Raw genomic sequence first — 19,485 nt, forward strand, 5'->3', positions numbered from 1 at the left:
TGCGCATCAGTACGTGACCTCCTGGGAGCGGCGGCGGATCACGGTCACCTCGTCGCGCTGGTTGCCGGTGGGACCGAGGTAGTTGAAGGCGAAGGAGAGCTGCGCGTAGCCGCCGATCAGGTGGCTCGGCTTGATCAGCAGGCGGGTCAGCGAGTTGTGGATGCCGCCGCGCTGTCCGGACGTCTCCGTGAGCGGTACGTCGATCAGCCGGTCCTGGGCGTGGTGCATGAACACCGTGCCCTCGGGCATCCGGTGCGACACAATCGCCCGGGCGACGACGACGCCGTTGCGGTTGACCGCCTCGATCCAGTCGTTGTCCTCGACCCCGACCTTCGCCGCGTCGACGTCGCTCATCCAGATCGTCTGGCCGCCTCGCGACAGAGAGAGCATGAAGAGGTTGTCCTGGTACTCGGAGTGGATCGACCACTTGTTGTGCGGGGTCAGGTAGCGCACCGTCACGGTCCGGTGGCCGTCCACCTCGCCCAGGTCGCCGGGCGCCGGCTCGGCGAACAGCGCGCCCATGTTCAGCGGTGGACGGAAGACCGGGAGCGACTCGCCGAGCTCGATCATCCAGTCGTGGTCGAGGTAGAAGGTCTGCCGGCCGGTCAGCGTGTGCCACGGCTTGAGCCGCTCGACGTTGATCGTGAACGGCGAGTAGCGCCGCCCTCCGCTCTCCGAGCCCGACCACTCCGGGGACGTGATCACCGGCGTCGGCGCGGCCTGCGTGTCGGCGAAGGTGATCTGCTTGCCCTCGTGCTCGGCGGCCAGGTCGTGCAGCAGCGTGCCGGTGCGTCGCTCCAGCGTCTTGAAGCCCTGGACCGCGAGGTGGCCGTTGGTGGTGCCGGAGAGCGCCAGGATCGCCTCGCACACGTGCACGTCGCGCACGAGGGTGGGTCGCCCGTCGCCGACGCCGCCGCGCACGGTGCCGTTCTTGTGCTTGAGGTAGTCGATCGGGCCGCTCACGTCGTACGTGACGCCCTTGGTGGTGGTGCCCAGGGTGTCCAGCAGCGGGCCGACGGTGTCCATCTTGTCCGCGACCGCGCCGTAGTCGCGCTCGACCTCGACCAGCTTGGGCATGGTCCGGCCCGGCACCGGCTCGCACTCGCCGAGCGCCCAGTCGCGGACCACGCCGTGCGGGTTGGCCATCGCGTCCGGGGTGTCGTGGGTCAGGGGCACGGCGACGACGTCCTTGCGCACGCCGAGCCGGGGGCCCGCGAGCTCGGAGAACTTCTTGGCGATCTCGCGGAAGGCGTCCCAGTCGGTACGGGTCTGCCAGGGCGGCGCGATCGCCGGGTTGAACGAGTGCACGAACGGGTGCATGTCGGTCGTGGACAGGTCGTGCTTCTCGTACCAGGTCGCGGCCGGCAGCACCACGTCGGAGAAGATCGTGGTGCTGGTCTGGCGGAAGTCGAGCGTGAGGAGCAGGTCGAGCTTGCCCTCGGGCGCTTGCTCGGCCCAGTCGACGTCCTTGGGTCGCTTGCCCTCCGGAGCCTCCGTCGCCCGGACCGCCGACGTGGTGCCGAGCAGGTGCTTGAGGAAGTACTCGTTGCCCTTCGCCGACGAGCCGAGCAGGTTCGCCCGCCAGATCGCGAGCACCCGCGGGAAGTTCTCGGGGTCGTCGGGGTGCTCACCGGCGAAGCGGAGGCTGCCGTCCTTCAGGCCCGCGACGACGTGCTCGCCGACCGGCCGACCGGCGGCCGCGGCCTCGTCGCAGAGGTCGAGCGGGTTGCGGTCGAACGTCGGGTACGACGGCATCCACCCCATCCGGGCGCTCTTCGCCAGCACGTCGGCCGTGCTCAGCCCCGCGAGCTGCCCCGTCGAGGTGGCCGCGCTGAGGGTGTCGGCGGAGAAGTGGTCGTAGCGGTACTGGTCGGTGTGCAGGTACCAGTACGCCGCCTGGATCATGTTGCGCGGCGGCCGGCTCCAGTCGAGGGCGTTGGCCAGGTGGGCGTGACCGGTCACCGGTCGCACCTTCTCCTGCCCGACGTAGTGGGCCCAGCCGCCGCCGTTGACGCCCTGGCATCCCGTCAGCGTCGTGAGCGCCAGGAAGGAGCGGTAGATCGTGTCGGAGTGGAACCAATGGTTCGTGCCGGCGCCCATGAGGATCATCGAGCGGCCGCGCGACTCCTCGGCGTTCCGGGCGAACTCACGGGCGATCCGGGCCGCCTGGTGGGCCGGGACGCCGGTGATCGCCTCCTGCCACTCCGGGGTGTACGACGCGTAGCGGGCGAGCATCAGCTCGTAGACCGTGGTGACCAGGTGGCCGCCGACGCGGCGTACCGGCACCGGCCGGGTGACCTCGCGGGGCGCGCCGTCGAGGTCGTCGAACAGGGGGAGCGTGACCTCCACGGTCTCGCCGCCTCCCAGCGACAGGCGCGGCTCGACGCCCTGGAGGTCGAGGTTCCACCGGCCCACGCCGGCGTCGCCGAAGCGGTGACCGAGCGCGCCGTTGGGGACCACCGGCTCGTCGGTCCGCGCGTCGATCAGCACGCCCTTGAAGGCGGCGTTCTCGGTCGCCTCCCCGGTCGAGCCGTCGTTGGTCGAGCCGCCGTCGTTGGTTGAGCCGCCGTCGTTGGTTGAGCCGCCGTCGTTGATTGAGCCGCCGTCGTTGGTTGAGCCTGCCGAAACCAGGTCCTCCTCGGTGAGCAGCTTTCCCGGCACGCCGCGCTCGTCGATCTTCACCAGGAAGGGGAGGTCGGTGTACTGCTTCACGTAGTCGTCGAAGTAGGGCGTCGTCCGCCTGACGAAGAACTCCTCGAGGATCACGTGGCCCATGGCGAGCGCGAGGGCACCGTCGGTGCCGGGCCGCGCCGCCAGCCACTCGTCGGCGAACTTCACGTTGTCGGCGTAGTCGGGGGCGACGACGACGACCTTCTGGCCGCGGTAGCGGGCCTCGGTCATCCAGTGCGCGTCGGGGGTGCGCGTGACCGGGACGTTCGAGCCCCACATGACCAGGTAGCCCGCGTCCCACCAGTCGCCCGACTCCGGCACGTCGGTCTGGTCGCCGAACACCTGCGGGGAGGCGACCGGCAGGTCGGCGTACCAGTCGTAGAAGCTCAGCATCGAGCCGCCGACGAGATGGGTGAACCGAGCGCCCGAGGCGTGGGAGACCATCGACATGGCCGGGATCGGCGAGAAGCCGGCGACCCGGTCGGGTCCCCATTTCTGGATCGTGTGGACGTACGCCGCCGCGATCATCTCCACCGCTTCGTCCCACGAGGCCCGGACGAGGCCGCCCTTGCCACGGGCCGACTTGTAGCGCTGGGCCCGGGCGGGGTTGTCGACGACGTGGGCCCAGGCCTTCACCGGGTCACCGTCGTGCTGGGACTTGCCCTCGCGGTACATCTGCACGAGGGCGCCACGCACGTACGGGTAGCGGATCCGGGTGGGGGAGTAGGTGTACCAGGAGAACGCCGCGCCTCGGGGGCATCCGCGGGGCTCGTACTCCGGCCGGTCGGGTCCGGTCGACGGGTAGTCGGTCTGCTGGGACTCCCAGGTGATGATCCCGTCCTTGACGTAGACCTTCCAGGAGCAGGAGCCCGTGCAGTTCACGCCGTGCGTGGAGCGCACCACCTTGTCGTGGCTCCACCGGTCCCGGTAGAAGTCGTCGGCCTGCCGCCCGCCCTCCTTCTCGAGCGTCCGGAGGTCCGGGGACACCGTGCCCTTGGTGAAGAAGCGCCGGGTGCGGACCAGCGCGTCGACGAGCGGCGTGTCGAGACCGGGCTCGGTCTCCGGCCGGCGCCCCTTTCCCGAGGTGGAGGGCGTGCTAAGCGTCAACGTGTTCTCCTGCCGTACGGCGGACGATGGTGACGGTGAGGACGAGGGTGAGCGCCGCGGTCACGGAGAGCAGCCAGAGGCCGAGGGCGTAGGAGTCGGTGCGGCCGTAGATGTAGCCCATCAGCAGCGGTGGCACGAAGCCGCCGAAGCCGCCTGCGGCTCCCACCAGTCCCGTCACGCCGCCGACGCGGGCCGGCTCGGTGACCCGGGCGACCAACGCGAACGTCGCGCCGGCACCGGACCCGAGTGCTGCAGCCATCGTCAGGAACGCGACGGCTCCCAGGGAGTCCACCGGCGGGTGGCTCGAGGCGACGCCGGCCATCACCACGACGACGGCGTAGCCGGTCGCGAGCACCGGCACCGGACCGAACCGGTCCGAGAGCCAGCCACCGATCGGTCGCATGATCACCGCGACCACGACGAAGCCGGCCATCCGGTTGGCGGCGCCGGCCGGGCTGAGGCCGTACTCGGTCTTCAGGTAGGCCGGGAGGTAGACGGAGAACGCGACGTAGCCGCCGAAGGCGACGGCGTACAGGAGGCACGCCTGCCAGGTGATCGGGAGGGCGGCGTTGGTACGCAGGCGGGTGAGCAGGCTCGTGGTCAGGACGACGCGGCCGGGCGCGTCGCGCAGGACCAGCCAGGCCGCGACGGTGTAGAGCGCGAGCACCCCGGCGACGAGGAGGAACGGCGCCTTGCCGTCGAGGTGGGCGAACAGCTTCACGGTCGTGAGCGCGCTGATCGCGGTGCCACCCATGCCGGCCCCGAACACGCCGACCGCGAAGCCGCGGCGCTCGGGCGGGAACCACGCGTTCACGAAGGGCACGCCGACGGCGAAGGAGGTGCCGGCGATGCCGAGGAAGAAGCCGCCGACCAGGATCAGGGCGTAGGAGTCGAGCGCGAAGAAGCCCAGGAAGAGCACCGGGATGATCGTGATGCCGGTGATCAGCGGGAGCATCACCCGGCCACCGAACCGGTCGGTCAGCGAGCCCACGGGGATCCGGCCGAGGGATCCCACGATCACCGGGACGGCGACCATCAGGGCCACGTCCGACTCGCTGAGCGTCCCGAGGGTGCCGTTCTTGCGGAAGAGAGGGCCGAGCGGGCTGATCAGAGCCCAGGCCCAGAAGTTCACCGCGAAGCCGAGGGTGGCCATCGCCAGCATGAGGACGCGGGGCGAGCGCTCCACTCCGGCCACCTGCTCCTGGACCTGTGTTGCCATCGTGTCCTCCCGGTCTCACCTTGTCGGAACGCGCGCACGAGATACACCCCTTGAAGACTCTTGACGCGCTTCACGAACGACGCTAGTACGATGAAAACCGTGAAAAACAATCGGCTGACGCGGTCGCAGCAGGCGGTTCTCGCCGCGCTCCGCGACCAGCCGGACCTGGTCGAGATGGAGGCGCTCGCCCGTCACCTCGGGCGCCACCCGAACACGCTCCGCGACCACCTCACGGCGCTGCTCGACGCCGGTCTCGTCGTGCGCCACCAGGCGCCGGTCGACGGCCGTGGCCGCCCCCGCTGGCTGTATGCCGCGGCGGCCGAGCCCGTGGTCGACGAGAACGCCGAGCTCGCCGCCGCGCTCGCGTGGCGGCTGGCGCACCGCGAGCGCAACCCGCTGGCCGCCGCGCGCGACGTGAGCCGGCACTGGGCGCAGCAGATCATCGCGCGCCGCGGTCTGTTGCGCCTGCGCACGGCCCGGGCCGGCCGGGCGCAGGTCGTGGAGGTGCTCGACGACCTCGGCTACGCCCCGGTGCCCGACGACCGCTTCGACCGGGTGGCCCTGACGCGCTGCCCCCTGCTCCAGGTGGCCAGCGACGTGCCCGAGGTGGTCTGCAACGTGCACCTCGGCCTGGTCGAGGAGCTGCTCGACGCCTCGGGCGCCGACCCGCACCGTGCATCGCTGAAGCCGTTCGCCGACCCCGGCAGCTGTGCGCTCCGGCTGCTGGCCCCGACTGCAGAGGTCAGAACGGCGGTCGACCCGTCCCGCTGATCCGGTACCGCCCCCACGGGTCGAGGTCGGAGAGGCGCCCGGCCGCGCTGCCGTGGGGGGTGGTCAGCACGACCGTCGTGCCGGGTTGCCACCGGCCCAGCGCCTCGTCGGCGGCGAGCCGGCCGTACCAGTGGTAGCGGCCGTCGATCGGCTCGAAGTGTCCCCGCAGCGTGACGTCGACGGTGACCGCGACCCCGGTGGTCTCGAGGCTCGTCGCCGGAGGTAGTACGTCCTCCTGGGTGGTTGAGGTGCGAGCGCCAGCGAGCCTCGAAACCACGTCGCCTTCGGCCGGCGAGACCACGGCCGGGCCGGCGTACTCCTCGGCGGGCAGCTGCTCCTCCATCAGGCGTCCTTCCGACGGCGGGCGGCTTTCGGGCCGGTCGCACCGTCCACCAGGTGCAGCTGTCCGGCCCCGTCGAGGCCGACGCCGTGGTCGGCGGCGAAGCCGCTGAAGGCGTTCCAGAGGAAGGCGGCCAGGTAGTCCGCCGCGGACTCGCGGGTCATGATGTCGCGGCGCAGCCACCACTCGCCGACGGCCAGCCCCATCCCGACCACGCCGTGGGCCCAGGGCTCGGCCCCGGCAGCGTCGACGCCGAGCCGGCGCAGGGTGTCGCCCATCAGCTTGGCCAGGCTGGTGGCGATCTGCTCCTTGCCGTCGGCGATCGGGTCGCCGGCGGTGCGGTGCTCGATCAGGAGCAGGAACACCTGCGGGTGGTCGGCGAGCAGACCGAAGTACTCCGCGCAGGCGCGGTAGACCTTGTCGCGCATCGGCCCCTCGGCGAGGAGCGCCGGGACCAGGCGCTGCATGACCTGCTCGGCGCCCCACTGGCCGACCGCACGGTAGAGGTCGTCCTTGTCGGCGAAGTACCGGTAGAGCACCGGCTTGCTCACGCCTGCGGAGGCGGCGATCTCGGCGATCGACGCCGACGGGCCGTGGTCGTCGATCGCAGCCACGGCGGCGGCCACGAGCTCGGCACGGCGCGCCTCACGGTGGTCGCTCCAGCGGGTGCTGCGGCCGTCGCCCCCGGAGGAGCGCGGAGTCTTGACGGGCGGTGTCATGTGGGTCAGAGTAGCGGAATAACTGTTACTACGGGTAACACCAAGCCTCGCCCTCCGGGAGGAACGATGACCGCCACGATGCCGGACCGCGGCCGGGTGGAGCGGCTCCTGAAGTCGTCCGCGCGCCAGTCCTACGACCCCGACGTCGACCTCGACTGGGACGCACCCGAGGTCCCCGGCCTGTGGGCGATGCAGCCCGAGCGGATGTCGCTGTACGGCACGCCGGTCTGGGACCGGCTCTCCGAGGAGCAGCGCGTCGAGCTGAGCAAGCACGAGGTGGCCTCCGTCGCCAGCGTCGGGCTGTGGTTCGAGATCCTGCTGATGCAGCTGCTGCTCAAGGACGTCTACCGCAGCGACCCGAGGGACCCCCGCACACACTTCGCGCTCACCGAGATCGCCGACGAGTGCCGGCACACGACGATGTTCGGCCGGGCGATCGGGCACTTCGGCGTGCCGGCGTACGGGCCGCGACCGCAGGTCCGCAGGCTGGCCAAGATCTTCCCGCTCATCGCCCGCGGCGCCGGTGCCTACGCCTCGATCCTGATCGGCGAGGAGCCGGTGGACCGCTGGCAGCGCGAGCAGATGAGCGACGAGCGGATCCAGCCGATGGTGCGGATGGTGTCGCGGATCCACGTGCTGGAGGAGGCGCGGCACGTCGCGTTCGCCCGAGACGAGCTGGAGAAGTCCGTGGCCCGGATGGGTCGCACGGAGCGGCTGGTGCAGCAGACGGTGACCGCGCAGGCGGCGTTCGTGATGATGCGCTCGCTCGTGCACCCGGGCGTGTACGCCGCGGTCGGCATCGACCCCGCCGAGGGTCGGCGTGCGGCGCTGGCGAACCCGAACTACCGGGCCACGATCGCGTGGATGGGCGAGAAGGTGATGCCCTACCTCGAGGAGCAGGGCATGGTCGGCGGGGGCTACAACCGGAAGGTCTGGCGCGCGTCCTTCCTGCTGCCGTAGGGCCCTCCGGCGCCCGGCGTCCGCACCCAGGGTCGAGTCCAGGGGGTCTCCGGGCCACCCTGTCTCGGAGCCGAGACCCAATCGTTGCGGGGAGGGCCTGACGTGGCGGCGACGTGGGTGGCAGGATCGCCCGCACAGCCCTAGGGAGGATCGAAACTCATGAAGCTACGTCGTGCATCGCTGGTGTCCGCGGCTGCGGTGGTCGCAGCCCTCGCACTGGTCGGTTGCGGGTCCAACTCGCTCGACAACGGGAACACCAAGAAGACCACCGTCGACACCGGGGTCGACAAGGCGGCCGCAGCGATGGTGCCCAAGGCGATCAAGGACAAGGGCACGCTGGTGATCGGCACCGACGCCAGCTACGCACCCAGCGAGTTCCTCGCCGCCGACGGCAAGACCGTGCAGGGCTTCGACGTCGACCTGTTCAACGCGGTCGCGAAGAAGCTCGGCCTCAAGACCGAGTGGCAGCCGGCGAAGTTCGACGCGATCATCACCGGTGTCGAGGGCAAGAAGTACGACATGGGCGTCTCGAGCTTCACCGTGAACGCCGACCGCATGAAGCAGGTCAACATGGTCAGCTACTTCAACGCCGGCACCCAGTGGGCCGCGGCCCCCGGCAACCCGAAGAACGTCGACCCGACGAAGCCGTGCGGCCTGACCGTCGCGGTCCAGAAGGGCACCGTGCAGCAGGAGGAGGACCTCCCGCCGAAGGAGAAGGCCTGCAAGGCCCAGGGCAAGCCGATCAAGGTGCTCGTCTACGAGGGCCAGGACCAGGCCACCGCGGCCGTCGCCAGCGGCAAGGCCGACGCGATGCTCGCCGACTCCCCGGTCGTGGCGTACGCCGTGAAGCAGTCCGGCGGCAAGATCGAGGCGGCCGGTGACATCTACGACGCCGCGCCCTACGGCTACGTGGTGCCGAAGGACCAGACCGACCTCGCCAAGGCGATCGTGGCAGCGCTGAAGTCGCTCGACCAGTCCGGCGACTACAAGAAGGTGCTCCAGAGCTGGGGCGTCGACGCGGGCGCGATCAGTGACTTCGCCGTCAACCCGTCCGTCTGATCGCCGGACCGACCATGACTGAGAGTGGCTCGTCGGCCGCCACGGCGGCCGACGAGCGACCCGGCGCCATCGACGCCGTCCCCGTCCGGCACCTCGGACGGTGGGTGGCGGTCGCGTTCATCGCCCTGGGCATCGCGATGCTGGTGCAGTTCATGCTCACCAACAAGGCCTTCAACTGGAGCTTCGTCTGGAAGGCGATGATCCAGACGCCGGTGATCAACGGCCTGATCGGTGGCACGCTGCTCGGCACCGCCGGCTCGATGGTGATCGGCGTCGTGCTCGGGGTGATCGTCGCGGTGATGCGGCTCTCGGACAACCCCGTGCTGGCGTGGACCGCGTGGGCCTACACCTGGTTCTTCCGGGCGATCCCGCGGCTCGTGCTGCTGACGATCATGGGTGCGCTCGGGGTGCTCTACCCGGCCGGCATGCGGATCGCGATCCCGTTCGACCGGCAGATCCAGGACCTGCTCGGCATGCACGGCACCTGGACGTTCGCGACGCTGGACGCCAACCAGGTCTTCACCGGCATCCTCGGCGGCATCATCGGGCTGGGGCTGTCGGAGGCGGCGTACATGGCCGAGATCGCGCGGGCAGGCATCCTGTCGGTCGATCCCGGCCAGAACGAGGCGGCCGCGGCGCTGGGGATGTCCGACGGCCTGGCGATGCGCCGGATCGTGCTGCCGCAGGCGATGCGCGTGATCGTGCCCCCGACCGGCAACGAGACCATCGCGATGGTCAAGGACACCTCGCTGCTGATCGGCATCCCGGTGAGCAACGAGCTGTTCTTCCAGCTCTCCAGCATCGGCTCGCGGACCTACCAGACCTTCCCGGTCCTGGTGGCCGCGGTGATCTGGTACCTGCTGATCTGCAGTGTGCTGATGGTGATCCAGAGCCGGCTGGAGCGGTACTTCGGGCGCGGGTTCGGGACCAGGGCGCCCGGTCCTCGGGACCAGGCGTTCCTCGCCAAGATGCTGAGCTTCCGCGGCGGCGGAGGAGGGGGAGGAATGTGAGCACCGCACTGGTTCAGGCGATCAACGTCACCAAGAACTTCCACGGCAACGAGGTGCTCAAGGGCATCGACCTCGACGTCGAACAGCGCGAGGTGGTGTGCCTGCTCGGGCCGTCCGGCTCGGGCAAGACCACGTTCCTGCGCTGCATCAACCAGCTCGAGACCATCAACGGCGGCCGGATCTGGGTCGACGGCGAGCTGACCGGCTACGAGGACCGGAACGGCCGGCTGCACCGGCGTACCAACAAGGACATCGCCCGGCAGCGCCGCCAGATCGGGATGGTGTTCCAGCGGTTCAACCTGTTCCCGCACAAGACCGCGCTCGAGAACGTCGTCGAGGCACCCGTGCACGTGGGCGGCAGGTCGAAGGCCGAGGCCAACAAGCGCGGGCTCGAGCTGCTCGACCGGGTCGGGCTGAGCGACCGGTGCGACCACTACCCGGCGCAGCTGTCGGGCGGTCAGCAGCAGCGCGTCGCGATCGCCCGGGCCCTGGCGATGGACCCCAAGCTGATGCTCTTCGACGAGCCGACCTCCGCGCTCGACCCCGAGCTGGTCGGCGAGGTGCTCACGGTCATGCGCGAGCTCGCCCAGCAGGGGATGACGATGATCGTGGTCACCCACGAGATGGGCTTCGCCCGCGACGTCGCGGACCGGGTCGTCTTCATGGACGCGGGCGTCGTGGTGGAGCAGGGCGCCCCCACCGACGTGATCGACAACCCGCAGCACGAGCGCACCAAGACGTTCCTCAGCCGGATCCGGGAGGAGACCGAGGAGCACGCGGCAGCGCTGCAGGCACGGCTGGACGCCGAGCAGATCTGAGCCGTGACCCTGTGAGGCGATGTGCTGAGCTTGCCGAAGTGCACGAGCAGGGTCACGACGCGAAGAGGTTGATTTCGGCAGGCTCAATCCACGGAGCAGCGCGCGCGTGAGCTGGCGCTTGTCCTGAGGTGCGAGCGCAGCGAGCCTCGAAGGGAACGCGCGACGGCGGGTCGAAACCCTGAGCCGAGACCCTGAGCCGTCAGCCGGCCGGCTCGACGCGACCGGTCACCTCACCCAGTGCGAGCCGACCGCCCAGCGCGCCCGGGGCGGTCGCGCGCAGGGTGACCTCGTCGCCGTCCTCGAGGAACGTGCGGCCGTCCCCGAACGGCTCCGTGCCGCCCCAGGACAGCTCCAGGAACGACCCGCGCTGCTCCCGCTCGTCACCGCTGACCGTGCCGCTGGCGAAGAGGTCGCCGGTGCGCAGCGACGCGCCGTTGACCGTCATGTGGGCCAGCATCTGCGCGGGGGACCAGTACATCGCGGCGTACGGCGGTCGGCTGACGACCTCGCCGTTGAGCAGCACCTCGAACGCGATGTCGTAGCCGGCCGGCTCGTCGACGCGCAGGTAGTCGAGGGGTTCGGGGTCCTGGCCGGGCAGCGGCACGCGCGCCGCCTCGAGTGCGGCGAGCGGTGTGACCCAGGCCGAGACCGAGGTGGCGAACGACTTGCCGAGGAACGGGCCGAGCGGGACGTACTCCCAGGCCTGGATGTCGCGCGCGGACCAGTCGTTGAGCGGCGTCACGCCGAAGACGTGGTCGGCGAACGCGCCGGTCGGGACGCTCTCGCCGAGTGCGGTGGGCGTGCCCACCACGAACCCCAGCTCGGCCTCGATGTCGAGCCGGCGGCTGGGTCCGAAGGCGGGCCTGCCGCTGGTTGAGCCTGCCGAAACCCCGGAGGGGCGCCCCTGCCCGGTCGGTCGCCGGATCGGCGTCCCGGACACCACGACGGTCCCGGCGCGGCCGTGGTAGCCGACCGGCAGGTGCCGCCAGTTCGGCAGCAGCGCCTCCCCGTCGGGGCGGAAGATCCGGCCGACGTTGGTGGCGTGCTGGAGCGAGCAGTAGAAGTCCACGTAGTCGGCGACCTCGAAGGGCAGCCGGAGCGTGACCTCGTCGAGAGGAAGCAGGTGCGGCTCGACCAGGTCGCGCTCGTGCTCGTCCGTGAGCAGCCCCGTCAGCCAGGTGCGCACCGACGCCCAGGTGGCCGGGCCCTCCGCCATCAGCGGGTTGAGCGAGTCGCGGGCGAAGACGTCGTGCACGTCGAGCATCTCGGCAGCGGCGACCGGCGCCACGTCCAGCACCCGGTCGCCGATCCGCACGCCGACCCGCGGTCGCTCGTCGTCGCCCGACGAGGTGACCGTGAAGACGCCGTACGGCAGGTTGTCGACGTCGTACGCCGACCCGGCGGCGCCCTCGACCCAGCACCTCATCGACCCACCTCCACGATTCCGAGCTCGACCAGGTCGTCGTGCGGCTCCAGGATGCTGCAGCTGCCGAACGAGGTGAACCAGCGCCGCGCCGACTCGAGGTCGTCGGTCGAGCACCCGCGCAGCCGCGTGACGACGCTCTCGGGGTCGTGGTCCTCCAGCACCACCCAGGCGCCGTCGCGGTCGCCGTCGAGCAGCAGCCGCGTGGCGAGCAGCACGTTGAGGAAGCCGTGGTGCTCGAAGCCCGTCTCCGCGTCGCGGTGCCGGAGCGCGTGGTGCAGCCCGGCGGTGCACTTGAACGGGAGCTCCCGATCGAGCGCCGCGTCGATGCTCGTCACCAGCTCGGCGGAGGAGGGAAAGGCATCGGCCGTCACCCCACCCGTGCGGAGCTTGAGCGGGATCTCGCGGGCGGCCAGCTCGTCCGCGGCCGCGAACCAGCCGGGCGTCGGGTCGCCCACGACGCGCGGCAGCTCGACGAACACGCGGACACCCTCGAGCTCGGTCCAGAGCGGGTCGAGCGCGGCGAGGAAGCGCTGGGCGTTGCGGGCGAGGTCGTCCTCGTCGCGCAGGGCCACCTCCAGGGCCCGCAGCTCGACGGTCGGCGCCCGGGTCGCCCACCGGACGGCCGGCTCGACCGCGCCGGCGCCCCCGGTCACGACCAGGTTGACGGCCAACGCTTCGTCGTCGTCGCGCTCGTCCAGGACGTCGAGGAGGTCGGGGATCCGGACGTCGCCGATGACGAAGCCGCCGACCAGGGCGGCGTACTCGCTGGCTCGGTGACCGCGGTGCTCGGCGACCGCACGGTCCAGCGGCAGGTTGCCCGGCGGGAAGAGGGCTGCGTCGTCGACGAGTCCGGTGAGCCAGGCAGGGACGAGGCTGTCGGTGGGTGGCACGGTTGCCACGCTATTGCACGAGTTGAGAGTGTGAGCACGTGGCGTATTACAGATCAGTCGGAGACGTGCCCCGCACCCGTCACACGGCGTTCCGTGACGACCAGGGGCGGCTGAGGTACGAGGAGCTGATGGGCGAGGAGGGCTTCTCCTCGGACTCGTCCCTGCTCTACCACTCCGGCGTGCCCTCGGCGATCGTCGACAGCCAGGTCTGGGAGCTCCCCGACCTGTCGACGACGCCGAACCACCCGCTCAAGCCCCGCCACCTCAAGCTGCACGACCTGACCTTCCAGGTGGTTGAGGAGCGAGCGCCGGCGAGCCTCGAAACCCCCGGCGCCGACGCCGTGCAGGGGCGCCGTCTGGTGCTCGGCAACGGCGACGTCCGGATCTCCTACGTCGTCGCAACCGCGGCCTCGCCGCTGTACCGCAACGCGATCGGCGATGAGTGCGTGTACGTCGAGGCGGGTGCCGGCACCGTCGAGACGGTCTTCGGCGTGCTGTCCTACCGCCAGGGCGACTACGTCGTCATCCCGCGCGCCACCACCCACCGGTGGCTCCCGTCCGAGGAGTCGCGGCTCTACCCGATCGAGGCGAGCAGCCACATCGCCCCGCCGAAGCGGTACCTCTCGCGCTACGGGCAGCTCCTCGAGCACGCGCCGTACTGCGAGCGCGACCTGCACGGTCCGGAAGCTCCGCTGGTTTCGGCAGGCTCAACCACCGACAGGACCGAGGACGTCGAGGTCCTGGTCAAGCACCGCGGCAACGGTCCGAGCGGCATCGTGGGCAGCCGGATGACCTACGCCACCCACCCGTTCGACGTGGTCGGGTGGGACGGCTGCCTGTATCCCTACACGTTCAACGTCGAGGACTTCATGCCGATCACCGGCAAGGTCCACCAGCCGCCGCCGGTGCACCAGGTCTTCGAGGGCCACAACTTCGTGGTCTGCAACTTCCTGCCGCGCAAGGTCGACTACCACCCGCAGTCGATCCCGGTGCCCTACTACCACTCGAACGTCGACTCCGACGAGGTGATGTTCTACGTCGGCGGCGACTACGAGGCCCGCAAGGGCAGCGGCATCAACGTCGGCTCGATCTCGCTGCACCCCGGGGGATACGCCCACGGGCCCCAGCCGTCGGCGGTCGAGGCCTCGATCGGCGTGGAGTTCTTCGACGAGTCCGCGGTCATGGTGGACACGTTCCGGCCGCTCGAGATCGGTGAGGCCGGGCTGGCGGTCGAGGACCCGGCGTACGCCTGGACCTGGGCCGGGCGGGGTCCGGAGGGCGACGGACCCGCGGTGTTCTCGAACTCCTAGGTCCGCTCACCTGGCGTCGGCGAACTCGCCGACCGCGTCGAAGCGAGCCCGCCGCAGACTCCGGCGCAGGGCCCGGAGCAGGCTCCCGCTGGCGAGCAGCGTGAGCACCGCCGTGAGCAGCCCGCGCGGCAGGTCCCAGGCGAGCGACGTGGTGACGTAGAAGACCGCGTAGTGACCGAGGTTGGTCGCCGCGCCGGCGTCCGGAAGGTAGCCGGCGCCGGCGGGTGCGGAATCGCCCATGAAGGGCCAGAACCACAGGTTCATCACCACGCCGTAGGCGAGCCCGCAGAACAGCCCGTACGCCGCCAGCAGCCACCGCTCCGCCCGGCCCGACGCGCGCGGCAGCATCCCGGCGCCCATGCAGACCCAACCGGCGGCGATCATCTGGAACGGCGTCCACGGGCCGATGCCCGCGGTCAGGAAGGCCGAGGCGAGCAGGGCGAGCGCCCCGAGCATGAAGCCCAGCCGCGCGCCGAGCGCCCGGCCGGCGACGACGAGCAGGAAGAACATCGGCTCGAGCCCGGCGGTCCCCGCCGAGAGCACGCGCAGTGCCCCGCCGGCCGCCGCCAGCACACCCAGCACGGCGACCGTCTTGGCGTCGACGCCGCCCGAGGACATCTCGGCGAGCAGGACGAGCGCCATCAGGGTCATCAGGCCGACGAACAGGAACGACGCGTCGTTGGTGTGCCCCATCTGCCCGAGCTCGGACCCCGGCGACGCGAGGAACGGCCAGCCGAACGCGGCGACGCCGACCAGCACGACCAGCGCCATCAGCAGCGGGGTGCGCCACGACCCGCCGACGCCGGTCACGACGCCGCCCCCGTGCATGCGACCACCTCCTCGACGGTGAGCAGGTGCAGCGGGTGCAGGATCTTGGCGACCTGCGGCGCGAACGCCGGCGAGCCCGCCAGCACGCCGGCCGCCGGGCCGTCGGCGACGACCTCGCCCTCCGCCAGCACGACGACGCGGGTCGCGACCTCGGCCGCCAGCTCGACGTCGTGGGTCGCGAGCACGATGCCGTGTCCGGCGGCGGCCAGCTCGCGCAGCAGCTCGACCAGCCTGCGCTTCGCCTGGTAGTCGAGCCCGCGGGTCGGCTCGTCGAGCAGCACCAGCCGGGGTTCGGAGGCGAGGATCAGCGAGAGCGCGAGGGACAGCCGCTGCCCCTCCGAGAGCTCCCGCGGGTGCTGGACGTCGTCGATGCCCGGCGCGATCCGGTCCAGGACGGCCCGGGCGGTGCCGGTCGGGAGGTGGAAGTCGCGGTCGGCGGCGCGGCACTCCTCGGCGACCGAGTCGGCGTACAGGATCGTGGCCGGGTCCTGGGGAACCATGCCCGCGCGGACCACGATCTCCGCCGGCCGGGCACGCGCCGGGTCGATCGAGTCCGCGGGCGGGCCGAGCCGGACGCTGCCGGACATGGGGACGAGCTGGCCGACCAGCGTGGCCAGCAGGGTCGACTTGCCGGCGCCGTTGCGGCCCATCACCGCCACGACGTCGCCGTCGTGGATGTCGAGGTCGACGCCGCGGAGGACCGGCTCGCCGCCCCGGCGTACGACGAGGCGGTCGACGGCGCACACGACCTCGCCGGTGGGTGCGGACGGGGGAGGGGCCGGTGCCCGGTCCGGGAGAGTGGCGCGCAGGTCTCGGGCGCGGCGGCGGGCGTCGCGTACCGACAGCGGCAGCGGACTCCAGCCCAGATGGCGACCGAGGGCGATCACCGGCGGGTGGATCGGGGAGGTGACCATCGCCTCGGCCGGGTCGAGCAGGGGAGAGACGCGGCCCTCGTCGATGAGCAGGATCCGGTCGGCGTGGTGGATGACCCGCTCCAGCCGGTGCTCGGCGACGACCACGGTCAGGCCGAGGTCGTGCACGAGGCGGTGCAGGCTGGCGAGCACGTCCTCTGCGGCGACGGGGTCGAGGGCAGACGTCGGCTCGTCGAGCACGAGGATGCGGGGGCCGGAGGCGAGGACGGCCCCGATCGCCACGCGCTGCTGCTGCCCGCCGGACAGCGAGCGCAAGGGACGGCTGCGCACGTCGGCGAGGCCGAGCAGGTCGAGCGTCTCCTCGACCCGACGCCGCATCGCGACGGCGTCCACGCCGAGGGCCTCCATCCCGTAGGCCAGCTCCTCCTCCACCGTGTCGGTCACGAACGAGGAGACCGGGTCCTGGAGGACGACGCCGACCACGTCGGCGAGGTCGCGGGGCCGGTGGGTGCGGGTGTCGCGCCCGTCGACCACGACGCGCCCGTGCAGCGTGCCGCCGGAGAAGTGCGGCACGAGGCCGTTGATGCAGCGCAGCAGCGTCGACTTCCCGGAGCCGGTGGGCCCGACCACGAGGGTGAGCTCACCCTCGTCGAGCACGAAGTCGGCTCCGGAGAGGACCAGGTGGCCGTCGCTGGACCTCCCGCGGTCGTCGTAGGAGAACGAGACGCCGTCGAACTCGATCATCGCCGCACCAGCTCCCGGGACGGCTCGCTCGGTGTGCGGGCGGTGGCCCGTGAGCGGGCGAGCAGCGGTGGCACCGGTGCGAGGACGGCGGCAGTGGCGGCGACCGCGATCGCGGCGACCAGCAGGAGCGGTACGGCGGGCAGCTCGGCCGGCACCTGGCGGGGCACGACACCGTCCCAGTGCCGGGCGCCGGCGAGGATCATCACGAGCGCCGGGACCGTGCCGCTCGCGGCCACGAGCCACTCGGGCAGCGCCCAGTGGTCGCGCCGGTAGTGCGTGCGCGGGTCGCGGCGGGCACCGACCAGCAGTGCTGCCGCCGCGCAGGTCACGCCGAGCAGCAGGGTGGGCAGGCCGAGCACCAGCGGACTGGTGCCGTCCAGCAGCCCGTAGAGCCCGACGACCACGCCGCCCACACCGACCAGCGTGAGCAGGCCGGCGAGCCGGATCGAGCGGGCGGTGCGGTGCACGGCGCGACCGTACCCCCGCGACTCCATCGAGGCCGCCAGGTCCAGCGAGCGCTCCAGCGCTCCGACGAGCACGGGGATCGCGATCCGGCCGACCTCGGCCGGGTTGCGCGGGGAGTGTCCCCGCAGCCGCCGAGCCATCCGCACCCGCTGGGCGTCCTCGACGAGCTGGGGCGCGAACGTCAGCGCGACCACGACCGCGGTGCCGATCTCGTAGAGCGTGGCCGGCACGTAGCGCAGCAGCCGCCGCGGGCTGGCCAGCGCGTTCACGGCGCCCAGGCAGGCGAGGATCGCGGCGAGCTGCATCCCCTGGTAGACGGCGAAGAGCAGCCCCTCGAGCGTGACCGGGCCACCGATGCGCACGCCGCTCGTCCAGTCCGGCAGCGGCACCTCCGGGAGCCGGACCAGCACGACCCGTCCGGTCACGCCTCCGCCGAGCAGGCTGACCATCACGACCCGCAGGCCGATCGCCACGAGGCCGACGACCAGGAAGGCGGCCAGCGCGTTCGTCGTACCGGCCTCGCGACGCTCGAGCACGACCCAGGCCGCGACCGCGACCACGAGCAGCAGCAGGAACGGGTTCGTCGTGCGCGACGCGGCCACGGCCAGACCGACGCCCCACACCCACCAGGCCGCAGGGTGCAGCAGCCGAGGGAGGCGGGAGTGGGGCGTCAGGGCCACGGGTTGGAGCCGGTCCTCGCGCTCAGGCGGTGCGTCGGCGCCGCAGCGCGACCAGGGCGACGGCGAGCGCGGCGACGATCGCGACTCCGATGCCGACCCAGGTGCCGGTGTGCGAGCCGGCGTCCTTGGTGGTGGCGGTCGTCTTGAAGGACCCCGAGGTCTTCTCGCTGTGGTCGGCGACCTGCAGCGTGATCGGCGTGTCCGGCGCCTTCGCGGCGGCGGGCACGGTCTTGACCGCGTCGCCGCAGCCAGTCGCCGGGAAGCCGTCGATGCCGCAGATGAGGCCCTTGGCGGAGCGCACCTCGGCGACCTTCGAGAGCACCTCGAGGCCGGTCGCCGCGGTGGCCACGACGGCGCACTTGCCGACGGGCTTCGGCGGCTCGCTGTTGTCGGCGGTGTCGGCCGGGCGGCCGTAGTCGATCACCACGGCGACGCGCTTCTCGCCGGTCGCGGCCTTCGTGTGGCTGCAGAGGTCGTCGAAGGTGGGCGTCGCCCGGGGGTACCGGGTCGAGCTCGCGGTGCCGACGGCGAACCGCCAGCCCTCGACGGACCCGTCGGCCGGCGTGGTCTGGTCGGGGCCCTTGGTGGCGAAGCTCCAGGTGGTCCCGTTGAGCTGGTAGTAGCCCCAGTACCGGTACGCCGCGGCCTGGGCGGCGCCGGCCGGGAGCAGCACGGCCAGGACGAGGCCGAGCAGCACGGCGAGGGCGCCGAGACGACGGATGGGCAGGGTGGTGCGAGACATTCTTCTCCTCCTCGCGACCGGCGAGTGGAGAACCATGGTTCACCCCTCGGACTCCGGTCCGCATTCCACGACGGACATTGATGGAGCCGATCCCACGGTGGGTGCTCCGGCTCGCCGTGCCGGACGAGTCCGGCGATCGGCCTACGGTTGCGGGACAGCGCCGGACTTCGACCGGCTTCCCCCAGGGCGTGGGTGTTCGACGGCTCGAACGCTCCCACTCGCGTGCCCGGGTGTCAAAGTGGTCTCGCTCACCAGGGGAGTCAGCTGCCCCACTTCTCGGCGAGCGCGCGGATGACCTTCGCGTTCCGGTTCGTCGCCGGACCCAGGTGCTTCTCGACCTGGGCGTTGGAGTTCTTGGCCTCGCCGTACGGGACGTCGTAGAGCAGGTGCACCGCCCGGCCGCGCACGAGCAGGGTCTCGCCGTTGCCGGACAGTGCCTCGAGCGCCTTCGCCGCAGCCGCGGACGGCTCCTTCTTGAGCAGGCTGAGGTAGTGGCCGTGCCGGAAGGAGTGATCGGCGGCGATGGTGTCGGCCTCGGCGGCGAGCCGGCTCAGCTCCGTCGGGCTGAACACCATCGTCACGACCTCGAAGCCGCGGTCGGCGAGGAAGAGCTCCTCGAGCTCCTTCTCCATGCGGGCCCGGGACCGCACCGTGGTGGTCACCTTGATGTTGCCGGTCTGGATGTGCGTCTCCACGTCGGCGTAGCCGGCAGAGACGAGTGCGGCACGCAGGTCGGCGGTCTTGTACTGCCGCTTGCCGATGTTCACCGCGCGCAGGAAGCCGATGTGCGTGGGCATGCCGTCAGGCTAGTGCGCCCGGTGCGGCGACGTTGACAGTGATGCTGTCACGGTCTTG

17 protein-coding genes are annotated in these 19,485 nt (G+C 71.5%); 6 read left to right on the top strand and 11 right to left on the bottom strand.

Translation table 11 applies throughout. The annotated features are described in order from the left end of the window. Positions 1 to 6: 6 nt before the first annotated feature. Both EFL26_RS11840 and EFL26_RS11845 read right to left on the bottom strand, forming a co-directional pair. Entirely contained in the window at positions 7 to 3,693 is a 3,687-nt protein-coding gene (locus EFL26_RS11840) for a nitrate reductase subunit alpha (protein ID WP_123223775.1), read from the bottom strand. Between the two features lie 73 nt (positions 3,694 to 3,766). Continuing rightward, complete coding sequence (locus EFL26_RS11845; protein ID WP_221176935.1) at positions 3,767 to 4,996, bottom strand: MFS transporter; 1,230 nt, start codon at positions 4,994 to 4,996, stop codon at positions 3,767 to 3,769. 99 nt (positions 4,997 to 5,095) lie between these two features. Between EFL26_RS11845 and EFL26_RS11850 the strand changes: the two genes are divergently transcribed. Continuing rightward, positions 5,096 to 5,767 carry a helix-turn-helix transcriptional regulator gene (locus EFL26_RS11850; RefSeq protein ID WP_183408162.1) on the top strand — a complete coding sequence of 224 codons (672 nt, stop codon included), beginning with the start codon at positions 5,096 to 5,098 and terminating at the stop codon, positions 5,765 to 5,767. Here the strand turns inward: EFL26_RS11850 and EFL26_RS11855 are convergent. Continuing rightward, complete coding sequence (locus EFL26_RS11855; RefSeq protein WP_123223086.1) at positions 5,739 to 6,110, bottom strand: DUF4873 domain-containing protein; 372 nt, start codon at positions 6,108 to 6,110, stop codon at positions 5,739 to 5,741. The genes EFL26_RS11850 and EFL26_RS11855 overlap by 29 nt on opposite strands. Further along, positions 6,110 to 6,826, bottom strand: coding sequence for a TetR/AcrR family transcriptional regulator (locus EFL26_RS11860; protein WP_123223087.1), 717 nt, complete (start codon positions 6,824 to 6,826; stop codon positions 6,110 to 6,112). Before EFL26_RS11860 ends, EFL26_RS11855 begins: the two co-directional genes overlap by 1 nt. 66 nt (positions 6,827 to 6,892) lie before the next feature. Here EFL26_RS11860 and EFL26_RS11865 point away from each other — a divergent pair, with 66 nt between their 5' ends. From EFL26_RS11865 to EFL26_RS11880, 4 genes are all read left to right on the top strand, one after another. Continuing rightward, a complete protein-coding gene (locus tag EFL26_RS11865; RefSeq protein WP_123223088.1) occupies positions 6,893 to 7,786 on the top strand; it encodes an AurF N-oxygenase family protein in 894 nt (297 codons plus the stop codon). Positions 7,787 to 7,945: 159 nt separating this feature from the next. Then, positions 7,946 to 8,845, top strand: a complete 900-nt coding sequence (locus EFL26_RS11870) for an ABC transporter substrate-binding protein (RefSeq protein ID WP_123223089.1) — start codon at positions 7,946 to 7,948, stop codon at positions 8,843 to 8,845. Positions 8,846 to 8,859: 14 nt separating this feature from the next. After that, complete coding sequence (locus tag EFL26_RS11875; RefSeq protein ID WP_123223090.1) at positions 8,860 to 9,855, top strand: amino acid ABC transporter permease; 996 nt, start codon at positions 8,860 to 8,862, stop codon at positions 9,853 to 9,855. Further along, positions 9,852 to 10,673 (top strand): amino acid ABC transporter ATP-binding protein, encoded by an 822-nt coding sequence (locus EFL26_RS11880; protein WP_123223091.1) that lies wholly within the window; start codon positions 9,852 to 9,854, stop codon positions 10,671 to 10,673. The genes EFL26_RS11875 and EFL26_RS11880 overlap by 4 nt, the downstream gene beginning before the upstream one ends. Before the next feature lie 199 nt (positions 10,674 to 10,872). On the opposite strand, the gene fahA is transcribed toward EFL26_RS11880, so the two are convergent. Together fahA and EFL26_RS11890 are read right to left on the bottom strand one after the other, a co-directional pair. Further along, positions 10,873 to 12,099 (bottom strand): fumarylacetoacetase, encoded by a 1,227-nt coding sequence (gene fahA / locus EFL26_RS11885; protein ID WP_123223092.1) that lies wholly within the window; start codon positions 12,097 to 12,099, stop codon positions 10,873 to 10,875. Further along, positions 12,096 to 12,989 (bottom strand): hypothetical protein, encoded by an 894-nt coding sequence (locus EFL26_RS11890; RefSeq protein WP_123223777.1) that lies wholly within the window; start codon positions 12,987 to 12,989, stop codon positions 12,096 to 12,098. Before EFL26_RS11890 ends, fahA begins: the two co-directional genes overlap by 4 nt. A gap of 38 nt (positions 12,990 to 13,027) precedes the next feature. On the opposite strand from EFL26_RS11890, the gene EFL26_RS11895 reads away from it, so the two are divergent. Further along, the gene (locus tag EFL26_RS11895) at positions 13,028 to 14,299 is read left to right on the top strand and encodes a homogentisate 1,2-dioxygenase (protein ID WP_123223093.1); all 1,272 of its coding nucleotides are present in this window, start codon (positions 13,028 to 13,030) and stop codon (positions 14,297 to 14,299) included. A 6-nt stretch (positions 14,300 to 14,305) separates the two neighbouring features. Here EFL26_RS11895 and EFL26_RS11900 read toward each other — a convergent pair whose 3' ends face one another. The 5 genes from EFL26_RS11900 to EFL26_RS11920 all read right to left on the bottom strand — a co-directional run bounded on the left by EFL26_RS11900 (position 14,306) and on the right by EFL26_RS11920 (position 19,427). Next, positions 14,306 to 15,127, bottom strand: coding sequence for an ECF transporter S component (locus tag EFL26_RS11900; RefSeq protein WP_123223094.1), 822 nt, complete (start codon positions 15,125 to 15,127; stop codon positions 14,306 to 14,308). Next, on the bottom strand, positions 15,106 to 16,743 hold the full coding sequence (locus EFL26_RS11905) for an ABC transporter ATP-binding protein (protein ID WP_123223095.1): 1,638 nt from the start codon (positions 16,741 to 16,743) through the stop codon (positions 15,106 to 15,108). The genes EFL26_RS11900 and EFL26_RS11905 overlap by 22 nt, the downstream gene beginning before the upstream one ends. Continuing rightward, positions 16,740 to 17,888: an energy-coupling factor transporter transmembrane component T gene (locus tag EFL26_RS11910; RefSeq protein ID WP_221176936.1), complete on the bottom strand. Its 1,149-nt coding sequence runs from the start codon at positions 17,886 to 17,888 to the stop codon at positions 16,740 to 16,742. The genes EFL26_RS11905 and EFL26_RS11910 overlap by 4 nt, the downstream gene beginning before the upstream one ends. A 22-nt stretch (positions 17,889 to 17,910) precedes the next feature. Continuing rightward, on the bottom strand, positions 17,911 to 18,630 hold the full coding sequence (locus EFL26_RS11915) for an SCO2322 family protein (protein WP_123223096.1): 720 nt from the start codon (positions 18,628 to 18,630) through the stop codon (positions 17,911 to 17,913). Between the two features lie 260 nt (positions 18,631 to 18,890). Continuing rightward, positions 18,891 to 19,427: a DUF1697 domain-containing protein gene (locus EFL26_RS11920; RefSeq protein ID WP_123223097.1), complete on the bottom strand. Its 537-nt coding sequence runs from the start codon at positions 19,425 to 19,427 to the stop codon at positions 18,891 to 18,893. Positions 19,428 to 19,485: the final 58 nt, after the last annotated feature.

It is taken from the genome of Nocardioides pocheonensis (genome assembly GCF_003725535.1).
In the GTDB taxonomy this organism is placed as follows: domain Bacteria; phylum Actinomycetota; class Actinomycetes; order Propionibacteriales; family Nocardioidaceae; genus Marmoricola; species Marmoricola pocheonensis.